10 protein-coding genes and 1 tRNA gene are annotated in these 13,236 nt (G+C 72.6%); 2 read left to right on the forward strand and 9 right to left on the reverse strand.

Going from position 1 to position 13,236, the window contains the following annotated elements; genetic code table 11:
• Positions 1–201: 201 nt before the first annotated feature.
• On the reverse strand, positions 202–2,106 hold the full coding sequence (locus tag ABZ845_RS21265; RefSeq protein WP_360981924.1) for an EAL domain-containing protein: 1,905 nt from the start codon (positions 2,104–2,106) through the stop codon (positions 202–204).
• Between the two features lie 535 nt (positions 2,107–2,641).
• On the opposite strand from ABZ845_RS21265, the gene ABZ845_RS21270 reads away from it, so the two are divergent.
• Positions 2,642–3,997 (forward strand): M6 family metalloprotease domain-containing protein, encoded by a 1,356-nt coding sequence (locus ABZ845_RS21270; RefSeq protein WP_360982094.1) that lies wholly within the window; start codon positions 2,642–2,644, stop codon positions 3,995–3,997.
• 117 nt (positions 3,998–4,114) lie between these two features.
• On the opposite strand, the gene ABZ845_RS21275 is transcribed toward ABZ845_RS21270, so the two are convergent.
• The 7 genes from ABZ845_RS21275 to ABZ845_RS21305 form a co-directional block, all read right to left on the reverse strand.
• Positions 4,115–4,188 (reverse strand) — tRNA-Lys (locus ABZ845_RS21275).
• The gene (locus tag ABZ845_RS21280; RefSeq protein ID WP_360981926.1) at positions 4,179–4,811 is read right to left on the reverse strand and encodes a bifunctional DNA primase/polymerase; all 633 of its coding nucleotides are present in this window, start codon (positions 4,809–4,811) and stop codon (positions 4,179–4,181) included. The genes ABZ845_RS21275 and ABZ845_RS21280 overlap by 10 nt, the downstream gene beginning before the upstream one ends.
• A gap of 164 nt (positions 4,812–4,975) precedes the next feature.
• A complete protein-coding gene (locus ABZ845_RS21285; protein WP_360981928.1) occupies positions 4,976–5,341 on the reverse strand; it encodes a hypothetical protein in 366 nt (121 codons plus the stop codon).
• A gap of 194 nt (positions 5,342–5,535) precedes the next feature.
• The gene (locus ABZ845_RS21290) at positions 5,536–6,888 is read right to left on the reverse strand and encodes an AAA domain-containing protein (protein WP_360981930.1); all 1,353 of its coding nucleotides are present in this window, start codon (positions 6,886–6,888) and stop codon (positions 5,536–5,538) included.
• A complete protein-coding gene (locus ABZ845_RS21295; RefSeq protein WP_360981932.1) occupies positions 6,885–8,486 on the reverse strand; it encodes a hypothetical protein in 1,602 nt (533 codons plus the stop codon). Before ABZ845_RS21295 ends, ABZ845_RS21290 begins: the two co-directional genes overlap by 4 nt.
• Entirely contained in the window at positions 8,477–9,664 is a 1,188-nt protein-coding gene (locus ABZ845_RS21300; RefSeq protein ID WP_360981934.1) for a hypothetical protein, read from the reverse strand. The genes ABZ845_RS21295 and ABZ845_RS21300 overlap by 10 nt, the downstream gene beginning before the upstream one ends.
• Positions 9,615–10,568 (reverse strand): phosphatase PAP2 family protein, encoded by a 954-nt coding sequence (locus ABZ845_RS21305; protein WP_360981936.1) that lies wholly within the window; start codon positions 10,566–10,568, stop codon positions 9,615–9,617. Before ABZ845_RS21305 ends, ABZ845_RS21300 begins: the two co-directional genes overlap by 50 nt.
• A 245-nt stretch (positions 10,569–10,813) precedes the next feature.
• Here ABZ845_RS21305 and ABZ845_RS21310 point away from each other — a divergent pair, with 245 nt between their 5' ends.
• Entirely contained in the window at positions 10,814–11,410 is a 597-nt protein-coding gene (locus ABZ845_RS21310; protein ID WP_360981938.1) for a histidine phosphatase family protein, read from the forward strand.
• 166 nt (positions 11,411–11,576) lie between these two features.
• Here the strand turns inward: ABZ845_RS21310 and ABZ845_RS21315 are convergent, their stop codons facing one another.
• The gene (locus ABZ845_RS21315; RefSeq protein WP_360981940.1) at positions 11,577–13,040 is read right to left on the reverse strand and encodes a hypothetical protein; all 1,464 of its coding nucleotides are present in this window, start codon (positions 13,038–13,040) and stop codon (positions 11,577–11,579) included.
• Positions 13,041–13,236: the final 196 nt, after the last annotated feature.

Consider the following 13,236-nt stretch of genomic DNA (forward strand, 5'->3'; position numbering starts at 1 on the left):
CCACCCCCCAGGTCATCCGTTCGACAGGGGGGAACAGTCATGCCGGGCCCGGAGGCCAGCGGCCCTCTTGCAGGACCGCGCAAAACATAACGGGGAACTGCGCGAAACCCCACCACGCGCCCGCAGGAGACAACTTTACCGGCGGGCGGAATCTGATCAGCGGCGCCGAAAGCGCTACGTACCCGCAGGTACAAGCAACCCTCACCCACGCCGGCAGGCGTCCCCCTCCACCAGCTCAGAGATCCGGTCCGCCGGCACGGGCCGCGAATACAGCCACCCCTGCCCCGTATCGCAGCCGATCCTCCGCAACCGGCTGGCCTGCGCCGACGTCTCCACGCACTCGGCGGTGACCGTCAGCCCCAGCCGATGCGCCAGCTGGATCATGGCCTCCACGATGACCTCGTCGGCGGGATTGGGCCGGTCACCGTCACCCGCTCCCTCGTACTGGAAGCCCCGCACGAACGAACCGTCCAGCTTCAGCACGGACACCGGCAGCCGGCTGAGGTAGGCGAGGTTCGAGTACCCGGTGCCGAAGTCGTCGATGGCGATGTGCACCCCCATGTCGCTGAGCGCCTGGAGGGCCTGGAGCGGCCTGCCCGCCGAGCCCATGACCGCGGACTCGGTGAGCTCCAGTTGCAGCAGATGCGGCGCGAGCCCCGTCTCCGTGAGCGTGCCCGCCACGTCCGCCACCAGGTCCGAGTCCCAGACCTGACGCACCGCCACGTTCACGCTGACGAAGATCGGTGGCTCGTCCGGGCGTTCGAGCTGCCAGCGGCGCGCCTGACGGCAGGCGGTCCGCAGCGCCCAGCGCCCCAGCGGCACGATCGAGCCGTCCTCCTCCGCCAGTCCGATGAACCGATTCGGCGTCAGCGTGCCGAACTGCGGGTGATGCCAGCGCACCAGCGCCTCCACCCCGCGCACCCGGCCGTCCTCCATCCCCACCAACGGCTGGTACTCCAGTGCGAATTCGCCCCGTTCGATGGCCGGGCGCAGTCCGGAGACCAGGGCCTGACGGGTCATGAGGTGGGCGTTGCGCTCCGGGTCGAACAGGGTCCAGCGGGCCTTCCCGTCCGCCTTCGCCCAGTACAGCGTCGTATCGGCGGCCTGCATCAGACCGGTCGCCGTCGTCCCGGCGGCGTGCCGCTCCACGACGCCGATGGACGCCGAGACCGACAGCCGCTGTCCGGACAGGTCGAACGGTGCCTGGATCGCCTTGAGCACCGACTCGGCGAGTTCGGCGAGCTGGTCGGTGCCGGTCGAGTCCTCGACGAGCATCGCGAACTCGTCGCCGCCCAGGCGGGCCACCAGCGGAGTGGACGCCCGCGCGTGACCGACCTCGTCCGCACAGCGCGTCAGGCGCTCCGCGACGGCCGACAGCAGCCGGTCGCCGACCCGGTGGCCGAGCGAGTCGTTGACCGCCTTGAAGCCGTCGAGGTCCAGGTAGCACAGCCCGATCCGGCCGGTGCCGCCGTCCTCGTACGACTGCGCCTCCAGTGCGGCAGACAGGCGTTCGAAGAACAGGGTGCGATTGGGCAGCCGGGTCGCCGGGTCGTGCATCTGCAAGTGCCGCAGCCGGGCCTGCAGTTCGCGCCGGGCGCTGATGTCGGCCACGGAGAGCAGAACGGCCTGCTCGCTCTCGGGCAGCGGGGTGACGGTCACCTGGACCCAGAGCGAGTGCCCGTCGGGGTGTTTGAGGCGGCGGGTGCAGCGCAGCCGTGTCTGCCGGCCGCACAGCATCTCGCGGTAGGCGTGCCAGGTGCGGGTGTCCGAGGACAGGTCCACCAGGTCGGCGGCGACCTTGCCCACCGCGCCCTCCGCGCCGGTGCCCAGCAGCGATCCCATCGCCTCGTTGGCGGTGACGACCAGGCCCTCCTGGCCGACGACCGCCATGGCGAGCGGCGCGGCGGTGAACGCGGCGCCGAGGGTGTGATGGTGGGGCCGTGCGGCGGGCGACGGCGGTGGAGACCCGCCGGCGGGGGGTACCGGGTGTGCCCCGGGCGGAGGCCCTGGCTCGGACGTACCGGATGACGCGATGTCGTGACTCTCTGCGACGGCCCGGCTGACGAGGTCTGCCGCGGGCGTCGGCCCTTCGGACGTTCCGCTCACCGCTCGCTCCCGCAGTGCACTCGTTCTTCGTACGGATCTCGTGGGTCTCGTCGGAGTCGACGGCCGCGTGGTGAGCGGCCGTACAAGCTGTGTTCGCGCAGGAAAGTGTGCCGATCATAGAGGCTGACCCAGGGGCCTACCAGCCGTTGTCCGTCCTCCGGGGGCGGGCGCACCATCTGACAGATCGTTTCTGCCCGCATGGGGCCCCTGTCTATCAGGCCGAGCCCGACTGTGACGTTCCGTGAATGTTGGGGGTGTCGGCATCCGTCGGCCGCCCCCTCGGTGCCCGTGCGCCGTCCTGCGCTCCCACCCCGCACTGCCCCTCCCCTGGAGTAGAGGATCCCCCCTGGCCTTTCCCCCGACTGACGGCGTCTCACCCTTCCGGTGCAGACAAACAGGGCGCAGTCATACAAATCAGACAAAGCTGGGTGCGAGTTCCCGTCCGCACCCGGAGGTCGACGTGTCGCGTCCGCTCCCCCTCAAGGGATCATTCCGGAACCCCCCGTGGGGGCTCGTCCGGGGTGGGGCGGCGCCGATACTCCGCAGGACCGCCTCCGTCATCACGGCGATGGCGGCGATGGTCGCGACCTCGGTCATCACGGGACCCGCGCTCGCCGAACCCCTGGCGGCGACCTGCGAGCTGGAGCGCAGCCAGTCGCATCACTCCGAGGGTGTCGACACCTGGAACGCCTCCTACACGCGTCCCGTGCGCCCGCTGGAAGCGGTCATGATCTTCCTGTCCTTCAAGGACGCCAAACCGGTGACCACTCCGGCCCAGCTGACGGCGGACTACTTCCCCGCCACCAGCAGGTTCTACGAGCGCGCGTCGTACGGCCGGTTCACGCTGCACCCGCATCCTGTGGGTCACTGGATCCAGATGCCCCGCCCCTCCACCTGGTACGCCATCAGGCGTGACTGGAACCCGGCGCGCCGGGCCGCGTATCTGCACGACGCGGTCGCCGTGTCCGACAAGTCCGTCGACTTCTCGCGGTACGACGTCGTGTACTTCGTGGCCGACCCGAACGCGCCCGGCGTCGACTCGGACGCCACCAAGGTGGTGAACCTCGACACCCCGCTGCGCGCGGACGGCACGGACATCCGCCGGGTGGTGACGGTCTTCGAGAAGCATCCGCCGGACCGGCTCGTCCTCGCGCATGAGACCGGCCATACGTTCGACCTGCCCGATCTCTACCACCGGCCCACCGGCGGCAAGGGCGACTGGGACACGTATGTCGGTGACTGGGATCTCATGGGCAGCCAGTTCGGGCTCGCGCCGGACATGTTCGCCTGGCACAAGTGGAAGCTGGGGTGGCTGGATCCGCGCCAGGTCGTGTGCGTGCGCGGCATGGTCACGCGGCTGACACTCGAACCGGACGAGGCCGGGCCGACCGGGGTGCAGCAGGTGCCGGTGAACGCGAGCTCGTCCTGGACGTCCGGGGGGACGGGCGCGGTGGGCGCCGCGGGCAGCGCCGGCGCGCCCGCCTCGAATGCCGGTACGCCGGATGCCGCATCGGACGCCGATGCATCGGATGCCGGTACGGAGGCGTTCGGATCGGGGCGCGGCACCAAACTGGCGATCGTGCGGACGGGGCCGGACAGTGTGATCGCGATCGAGGCGCGCGCGGCGATGGGCAACGACATCGGGGTCTGCCTCCAGGGCGTCCTCGTCTACCGCGTCCGCAGCGACATGGAGTCCGGCGATGGGCCGATCCAGGTCCTCGACGCCCATCCGCAGACCGCGGCGTGCTGGGGCAACTCGGTGTATCCGCCCCTCGCGGACGCTCCGGTGGCCCTTGGCGAGAGCTTCACGGTGCCGGGGGACGGGGTGAAGGTGGAGGTGGAGGACCAGACGCCGACCGGGGCGTGGATTGTGAAGATCACCAGGAAGTGACCAGGGAGCTGCGAGGGGCGCAAGGGAACGGCGAGAGGGAGGCGAAGCCGCTGGGAAAACAACGATGACGGTCCTCTTCACACAAGCCTTGTGTGAAGAGGACCGCCATCGCGTCTGTGCGCCGCCAGGGACTCGAACCCCGGACCCGCTGATTAAGAGTCAGCTGCTCTAACCAACTGAGCTAGCGGCGCCTGCTGACGTCGTAGACCTTAGCATCCTGGTCGGCGGGAGGAAAAATCGATATCCGTACGGCGGCGGAGGCGGCCGCGCGCGCCGCCCGTACGGCGGCCCACAGGACGATCTCGGGCCCGGGGAGCCAGGGATGCCGGGTGTCGGGCGCCACCAGCCAGCGCGACTCGGGGCGTGTGTCACCGTCGGCCGGGGCGGAGCGGACGGCGGGCACGGTCACGGCGTCGCCGGGGCCGTGGCACAGCAGCGGCGGGATCCCGTGCGCCCGCCCTCCCCACTCCTCCCAGTCGAGCAGCGCGGGCAGCCGCCGGGCGGTGCCCGGCGCCGTGAACAGCAGCATCCGGCCCCGGTGCGCGGCGACGGGCCCGGAGCCCGGCCCCTCGTCCCACAGTCGGTCGAGCATGCGCCGCCCGAAGATCGCGGGCGCGTTGACCACGTCGAACGCGGTGCCGCAGGGCAGGACGACGGGGGCGGTGGGCCGCTCCGCCCAGAACGCGAGCGTGCCGCGCGGGTGCGTTCCCGCGGAGGCGAGCCAGGCGGCGCCTTCCGCGGTGACGCCGGAGACGTCGAACCGGTCGGAGAGGGGCGCGCGGAAAGGTTCGGACAACGGCGTTCGGCTGCTCATGACGTCACATCTACCGGCAGTGAGCGAGCCGTCTCCGAGAGTTGCGGAAAGTCGGGACAAGGGCGGAGGCGCGGAGTACAGTGCCGCCCGGCATATGCCAGAAAAAAATCTTCAGCCCATCCGCTGAGCTCAGATACCGCCCCGCTGAGCTCGGGTACCGCCGTTCAGCCCAGGCTCTCCGGGCCGCTCGCCTCGGCGCCGCGCAGCAGGTCCCGGCCGAACTCCACCATCTTCTTCGCGTAGTCCTCGGTCCATTCCGCCCGCTCGGCGATGTCCGCGGGGGTGAGCCGGTCGAAGCGACGCGGGTCCGCGAGCTGGGCCGCCGCTATGGCCTGGTACTCCACCGCCCGGTCGGCGGCCGCGCGAAACGCCTGCGTCAGCTCCGTGGCCCGCGCGAGCAGCGCCCGCGGGTCGTCCATCGACTCCAGGTCGAAGAAGTGCTCCGGGTCGCAGGCCGCCTCAGTGGGCTCGAAGAGCAGGGGCGCGGGGCGTAGCCGCGGCTCGTTCCGGCGCGGCGTGTGCTCCGCCATGTCTTCTCCTTCTCGTACGGTTCGAGTGGCGCCCCCTTCGGGTGGCCACCGTCCATTGTCTCGCGGCAGTGCAAGGGGGCCGGAGGAGCACGGCGCGCACCCTCGCGCTCACAGAACACGTCCGCGCGCCCCCAGTGCTCAAGGCTGCCGGACCCCGCGATGTTCCCCTCCCCGGCCCCGGTTCCCCGAGGACTTCAGGGCCGCCACGCCACCCGGTGTTCCGCCAGGTGGGACAGCACCGCGTGGTTCGCCTCCCAGCCGTCGGGGAACTTCACCGTCACGCCCAACTGGACCGGCTCCGTCGACGGATGGTCGTCCAGGAGGGACGCCACCCCCGCCCGGCACACCACGATGCACGCGTGGCGGTGGCGGGACGCGAGGACGCACAGGCGGCCGGTCTCCAGGTGGAACGCGGTCGCGTCGGGGCGGCCCGACAGCGGATGCAGCACCACCGTCACATCGAACTCCCGGCCCTGGAGCCGGTTGGCCGTGTCCACCGTCACATCCGTCACCCCGAGGTCCGCCAGCGCGGAGCGCACCGCCGCCGCCTGGTCCCGGTGCGCCGTGCCCACGGCGATGCGGTCACCGGTCAGCGGCACCGGCTGCTCCGAGCGCTCCGAGACCGACGCCCCGCCCCGATCCAGCAGGCGCCGTACGACCGCTGCCACCGCCCGCACCGCCTCCGGATCCGTGCGCGGGGTGTGGCGGGCGGGCAGCTCCAGCAGCCCCCAGCCCGTCTCGGCCGCCTCGTCGATGACCCGGTCGGGCCCCGAGCCGTCCGAGGCCACCGCGAAACCGAGCCGCCGGTCCCCGTGGTCCGTACCGCTGCGGAACGGGGTGAACGGGTAGAAGGCGTCCGAGACGAGCGGCGCCGCCGACGCGGGCAGCCGCCAGGACACCGGAAGCCGGTGCTGCGGCAGGTCGGGGTTGTGGGCCAGCAGCGTCGTCACCGCGGACCCGGACGGGTCGTACGACAGCCCCGCCCACTGCTCCGCGCCCACGATCGCGAAGGGGTCCAGCTGCCCGGGGTCCCCCACGAACAGCGCCCGTTCGAACAGGCCCGCCACCGCCAGCAGCGCGTCCGAACGCATCTGGTACGCCTCGTCCACGATCGCGTGCCGCCATGGCTCGACGTCCTTGACGTGCGCCCACTTGGCGGCCGTGGAGATCACGACGTCCAGGCCCGCCAGATCCCCGGCCTTGGCCGACTTGCGGACATGGGGCAAGTCGTCCAGCGCCTTGTCGTACGGGTCGGCATCGCTGCTGTGCAGCCGCCCGACCGGCAGTTCGGGATCCTTCTCCGCCAGGCGCAGCACCAGGTCGTCGACCTGGGCGTTGGTCTGCGCGATCACCATCAGGGGCCGCCCCGCCGCGGCCAGTTCCAGCGCGGCGCGGACGACGAGCGTCGACTTCCCGGCGCCCGGCGGGGAGTCGACGACGACACCGCGGTGCGCACCGTGCAGCGTGTCGCGCAGGATCGCCTCGGTCGCCCGCGCGGCGGCGGTCCCCGGGTCGACCTCCCTGCCCGGCTGGGCGAACACGGTCACAGCACGTCCTCCTCGGTCACCGGATCAGGTTGCGGCAGCGCGTCGGCCTCGCCCGGCGGTCCGCCGTGCGTCCAGGGGGTGTCCTCCGGGTCGGGCAGCTTGGCCCCGCCGCGCTGTTCGTGCTCGAACAGTGTGAAGCAGACGAGGTCGCCCTTCTCGGGCACCGATCCGGCCTCCGGCTCCTTGCCGCGGCCCATCTTGTCGAGGATGCGCAGCACAAGAAGGCCGTCAGACCGGTCGCCCTCGAACCTGACGAACTCGGCCGTCTGCGGCTTCCCGCCCAGCGACCGGTACACCTTCGCGCGCTCCCCGAGGTGCGGCCGGTCGTCGGTCTCCACGGTCACCAGCGGTCTGGGGCTCGGCCTTCTGCCCTCGCTGTACTCCATCGCGACCTCTGTGACCTCACCCTCGAACGCCTGCGAGGCGAGCCTGCGCCCGGCCATCAGGAGCGGGTCGTCCAGCGCCTCCTGGGCGTCCAGGCGGGCCTGTTCACGCTCGCGTGCGGCCAGCTTGTTCGCCGCCGTCACCGCGTCGTCGCGGCGCGGCTGCGGCGGCTCCCCGGCCGCAATCCGGTCCCGGTGACCGGTGAAGGACCACCGGTCGCGCGTCCACCGGTCGGCGACATGCGCGCCTTCGGGCAGAGCGCCCAGCAGGTCGAGCCCGTGCCACACGGCGTCCCAGGTCGGGCGGGTCCGGCCGGCGACCAGCTCCCGGATCAGCCGCTCTGCGGCGCTGAGTTCGCCGAGCCGGTCGTCCGCCTCGACGCCGTCCTCGGCGGCGGAGAGCCGGGTGCGCGCCCGGTCGTAGCGCTCGATGGCCGGGGCGAGCAGCCTGTTGTCGAAGGCCGGGTCGGTGGCCGGTCCGGCCGGCGGGCACAGCAACTGGCCCTCACCGTCCCGCTCCAGCTCGGCGCGCAGCGCGGCCTCGGCGCCCGAGGCGCCCGGCGGAGGGTCGATCCAGGCGAGCAGCGCGCCCAGATGCTGGTCCTCCAGACCGGACTGGCCGGTCGTCCAGTGCTGGGTCAGCAGATCCGTGGCGGCGAGCAGCAGCGAGGAGCCCGGGACCCGGGCACGCTCCCCGAAGTGGGTGAACCAGCGGCCCAGCAGCGGCACGCGCGGGGGTGCCGGGTACGGGGCCTCGGGATCCTGTTCGGCCGTGCGGCGGAACCGCGTCGAGCGCCCGAGCAGGCGTACGAGCTCGATACCCGCCCGGCTCGGCACGATCAACTGCGGCGCGTCCGCGCACAGATCGACCTCCACCTTGACCCGCTTGCCGGTCTCCGGGTCGCTCTCCGTGCGCTCGGCGGGCTCCACCGCGTCGGCGTACGCGTCGATGTACGGCAGGACGACATCCGCGAGGGCGGCCAGGAACGCGAACCTGAGATCGCGGTCCCGGGGCTGCGGCACCACCAGCAGCCGGGGCGCGTCCCGGTCGGTGCCCACGAGCGCGCCGAGCGGAGCCCCGGCCTCGCCGGCGGTGATGAGCGGCACGAGGACGAGCGGCCGACCGGACAGGTGACGGTGGCGGACGGTCGCGGCGGGCTGGGCGCGGCCGGCGCGCACGGCCTCGAGGCGGGCGAGCGTGGCGATCAGCGACATACCGCGCCCTCCCGGTCGGCGAGCACCTCGGCCCGCAGTGTCGCCGCCCTGCGCAGGGCCGCCACCGCCGGGTCGTCGGGGTCCCCGGCCGTGCCATGGGCGGCGGCGAGGACGTCCTCCACCGTCGTCAGGCCGCCCAGTTCGGCCCGCAGCGAGCGGCCGTAGGACGTCACGGCACCCTCGGCGCGGGCGCGCTCGCGGCAGTGGAAGGCCAGCTCACAGGCCGACAGGCACTCGGGTGCGTAGGCCGCCGGGACCGACTCCACGGCGGCCGTCAGCTGCTGTGGAGGGAGGTCCGTCGCGAAGCACGTGCCCTCGGGGAGGGCCTCGGCGATCTCCTCGATACGGGTGAGCCGGGCGAGCTGGCGCCGGGTGACCGCGCGCTGCTTGCGGATGTCGACGGCACAGGCGGTGGGCAGGTTGGAGAAGTCCTTCGGGCAGACCAGCAGGATCCGGTGGCGCACCACGGGAACGGGGACGCCGTCCGGCTCGCCCGGCTCAGTGTCGTCCCCGGCGTGTCCCGGCAGCCGCGCGCCGAGGCGGGCCGCGACCTCCTCCAGCGCCAGCACGTACACCGCGGACTGGCGGGCCGCCGCCCCCACCTTCGACGGGTCGGCCGAACCGTCCAGCATCGGGAAGGACTTGATCTCGACCACGGTCCAGGTGCCGTCCGGGTGCACCACGACCGCGTCCGGCTCCAGGAACGCCGGGGAGCCCGCCACGTCGAGGGCGAGCATCGGGTGGTCGAGCAGGGTCCAGTCACCTGCCTCGATGGCCTCGCGCAGCGCCAGCGCCGTACGCGCGGTGCGGCCTTCGGGGCCCGCGGCCGTGAGATCGGGAACGCGCGCCGCCTCCGGTGCCCCGGCGGCCGGGTCCAGCGTCTCGCGCACCAGCCGGAGCAGCTCCGCCCCGCCGTCCGCCTTGACCCGGGCCTCGAACGCGTTGCCCCGCATGAACGCGAACTGCGACTGCCCGAACGCCGACGGGGCGCCCAGCGCGCTCGCCAGCTCCGCCTTGTTCACCCCCGCGCCGTCCAGGAGCGCGCGCCGTCTGCACCCCGGGTTCGCGGCGAGTGCCGCGAGGGCGCGCGCGTCGAGCGCCTTGGGCGGTACGGACGGCCCGCGCAGTTCAGCGAGCTGCTGCCGCAGCGCCTTCCCCCGCGTCCGCGGGAGAGGCACCCGGCTCGGCTCCCTGCCCGGGACGGGAGAGGCGCTGTCGGGGAATTCGCTCACCCGCCGAAGTCTGGCACCCGCCACTGACAACGGGGGAACCCGAGGTGCCCGGGGCGTGGGCGGCGGGGGAGCTTCGAGGCACGAACCGGGCGCGGAGCGCGTCCGCCGCCCGCATCACGGGCCGGGCCAGCAGGAGGCCGACGCCCATCACGGCGACGCCCGCGATCGCGTCGAGGAGGTAGTGGTTGGCGGTGCCCATCACCACGATCGCGGTCGTCAGCGGGTAGACGACAGCTGCCGCCTTGGCCCAGCGCGAGCCGCCGTGGCGCCACAGCATCACGCCGCACCACAGCGCCCAGCCGACATGCAGGCTCGGCATCGCCGCGTACTGGTTCGTCATACCGCCCAGGCCCCGCGGCGCGCTCGCGTCGCCGCCCCACCAGCCGTACGAGCTGTACTGGGCCATCGTGTCGACGAAGCCCTGTCCCGCGGAGAGCAGGCGGGGCGGGCAGGTCGGCATCAGCGTGAAGCCGATCAGGCCGAGGAACGTGGACGTCATCAGCCAGGTGCGGGCCGCGCGGTAGTACTCCGTGCGGCGCCTGAAGAGCCACACCAGGATCGCCGGGGTCACCAGGTAGTGCAGCGACGCGTACCAGAAGTCGGCGGGTATTCCGAGCCACGCCTCCCGTGTGAAAAGACGGTTCAGCGGGTGCTCGGCGTTGATGTGCAGCAGCTTCTCCGCGCGCAGCAGCGCCAGCCCGTGGCCCGTGGCACCGAAGACGTCGCCCCGGGCGAGCAGCCGTCCGGCGGAGTACGAGAGGTACACCAGGAGGATCAAGGGCAGCTCGGTCCACCAGCGCAACCGGTTCCGCGGGCTCACCTCGGTGCCTGGTGTCTCGGCCTGCGGCATCCGATTCGCCCTCCCCCTTGTGATCTGCTGCGGTTCCAGTGGTCCGATCGTGCCACCTTACGGTGTATGCGCCCGTGTGCGTGGGGCGCCCCCGGCCCTCAAAGACGCAGACCCCGCCCCTCGGGTTGCCCGGGGAGGCATGCGCGATGCCCGGGTGACCGCATCGGCGATGATGGTGTGACAACCGTATGGACTTCCCCTCGGTCGTGTGGATTTCCCGCCGACGCATCCCGGAAAGGTTCCCCATGGCACCGCGCATCCTGCTGGCCCGGCACGGACAGACCGAGTGGTCACGGTCCGGCAAGCACACCGGCAGGACCGACGTACCGCTCCTGGAGGAGGGACGGCAGGGCGCCAAGCTGCTGGGGGAGCGCCTGCACCGGACACCGTTCGAGGGGCTGCCGGGTGTCGAGGTGCGCACCAGTCCGCTGGCACGCGCGCGCGAGACATGCGAACTCGCCGGGTTCGGCGAGCGGGCCGATATCTGGGACGCGCTGCTGGAATGGGACTACGGGGCGTACGAGGGGATGACGCCGGCCGAGATCCAGACGATCAGGCCCGGCTGGCTCATCTGGCGTGACGGCGTCCCCGAAGGGGAGACCCTGGCCGAGGTCTCCGCGCGCGCGGACGAGGTCGTGGACTGGGCCCGCGCGGCGGACCGGGACGTCCTGGTCTTCGCACACGGCCACATCCTGCGCTCCATCGGGGCGCGCTGGCTGGGCCTGCCGCTGGAGTTCGCCGCGCGGATCAGGCTCAACCCGACATCGCTGTCGGTGCTCGGGTGGGCCTACGGGGAGCCGGCGATCGAGTCGTGGAACGATCTGGGGCATCTGGCGGGTTAGCACCGGGGTGGCACGGCGCCGCGGGCTTCGGCCCGCCGCCCGCGCCGGTGCCACCCGACAGGGTCGTGCCGCAGGCCGCAGGCCGCAGGCCGCAGGACCGCCGGAGGCCCGGAGGCCCGGAGGCCGGAGACGGCCCGCGAGCCCGGCCCGATCCGAACGAGAGTCCCTAGGCCATGCGCGGCAGGTTCGCGTGGCGGTCCAGGAACGCCGATACGCCCGACGCCCGCCGGTGCGGCAGCAGTACCCTCGCCGTGCCCGCCAGCATGGTCTGGATCCTGGACGACTGGACCTCGTCCAGGAGGTCCAGGACCCGCCGGCCGGCCGTGGCCGCCTCGTCGGGGCGGCCGCCCCGGGCCAGGTCGTCGGCCAGTTCCGCCGTGTACAGGGCGATGTTCCGGGTGAAGTGCGGGTCCTGCAGGTCCGCCGCCCGCCGGGCGTGCCGGGCCGCGCGCGGCCAGTCGCCCAGGGTCGACCAGCACTGCGCCTCCAGGCCCTCCAGCTCGGCCTCGCCGTAGAACGTCATCCACTCGGGGTCCGCGTCCGAGGTGCCCCGGTCGAACAGGGCCTGCGCCCTGGCGAGCGCCTGCTCGCAGCCCGCCCGGTCCGCGAGCCCCGCCCAGCCGCCCGCCTCCCGAAGGGCGAGCAGCGACATCAGGCGGTGCGAGCCGAGCGGCCGCGCGGCGCGCTGGGCCGCCTGCGCCGCCCGTACGGCCTCCCTGGGGCGGCCGGCGTCGCGCGCTAGGAAGGCTGTGTTGCAGAAGGCGTGCGCCTCCAGGCCCGGGTCGCCGGACATCCGGGCCGTCGCCAGGGCTTCGGCGTAGTGCGAGCGCGCGTCGTCGAAGCGCCCGGAGTCGTGTGCCAGCCATCCCACCGAGATGGCCAGTTCACCCGCTCCCGCATAAAGCCGGTCGGCGACCGCCTGCCTGGTCGTGCCCGCGTCGAGCAGCTCGTACGCCGCGCGCAGCGGGGCCGCGGCACGGCGGTAGAGGCCGTCGGCGCCATGCCGGTCGTCCAGCACGCGGATTCTGCGTACGGCCTCTTCGAGCGCCCCCGCCTCGGACGAGCCGGGACGGTGGACAGGACGTCCGGCGGCCGTGGCCCGGCCGCCGAAGGCCAGCCCGAAAGGGCTCAGGGAGGCGGCTGCCACGGTGGCGGTGCCGCCGGTCATGAACGCGCGACGCTGCACGTCGCTCTCCTCGTGGTTCTGTTCGTCGTACGCGTGTGTGCCGTACGACTCGTGCGTCTCGTAGGTGTCCGGCGTGTGATACGTCCCGTGCCTCATGGATGTCTCACCTGAGGCGCCGGGGCGGCGGCCGGTGTGTGCGGGTGACGCCTCGTCGGTGATGCGCGCCCCTCGGCCGCGGACCGCCGACCGGGGCGCGAACCCCAGGTCCGTCAGCGAACGGCCGGGGAACATGTGCAAGAACACTCGTTCGTAGGCGTAGTTGGGGCAACGGATCTCGCCCGCCTCGACACGTCCGATGTACCGCGCGTCACAGCTGACCCGCTCACCGATCTCGCGTGCGGCGCGTCGGACCGCCGCGGCGAACTCGCCCGGCGAGCGCTGTCCGCGCAGTTGCCGGAAGGCGAGGTTCGGCCGTGGCGGTCGGGGGGATGAGGACGAGGTCATGGTCGGGCCCTCTCGTGCGAACCGTCGAACCATGCCGGATCCGGGACTGCTTGCCCGCGTGGTGTCACTTGGTTCCCTGGGTCCGGCGGTGCAAGAACGTACCTTCCCCGCGGGAGCCGACATGCGAGGTTTAGCTACAAACCGGATATCTCATGCGCGATCCGCCATGAACTGCCATTCTTTGCGGAAGCGTTGT

The organism is Streptomyces sp. NPDC047022 (assembly GCF_040644155.1).
Classification (GTDB): Bacteria; Actinomycetota; Actinomycetes; order Streptomycetales; family Streptomycetaceae; genus Streptomyces.

Excerpts from the sequence above, each read along its gene's own strand:
- ABZ845_RS21280 (WP_360981926.1), bottom strand. The coding sequence starts at position 4,811 with ATGAGCAGCCGAACGCCGTTGTCCGAACCTTTCCGCGCGCCCCTCTCC.
- ABZ845_RS21285 (WP_360981928.1), bottom strand. The coding sequence starts at position 5,341 with ATGGCGGAGCACACGCCGCGCCGGAACGAGCCGCGGCTACGCCCCGCG.
- ABZ845_RS21295 (WP_360981932.1), bottom strand. The coding sequence starts at position 8,486 with ATGTCGCTGATCGCCACGCTCGCCCGCCTCGAGGCCGTGCGCGCCGGC.
- ABZ845_RS21305 (WP_360981936.1), bottom strand. The coding sequence starts at position 10,568 with ATGCCGCAGGCCGAGACACCAGGCACCGAGGTGAGCCCGCGGAACCGG.
- ABZ845_RS21310 (WP_360981938.1), top strand. The coding sequence starts at position 10,814 with ATGGCACCGCGCATCCTGCTGGCCCGGCACGGACAGACCGAGTGGTCA.
- ABZ845_RS21315 (WP_360981940.1), bottom strand. The coding sequence starts at position 13,040 with ATGACCTCGTCCTCATCCCCCCGACCGCCACGGCCGAACCTCGCCTTC.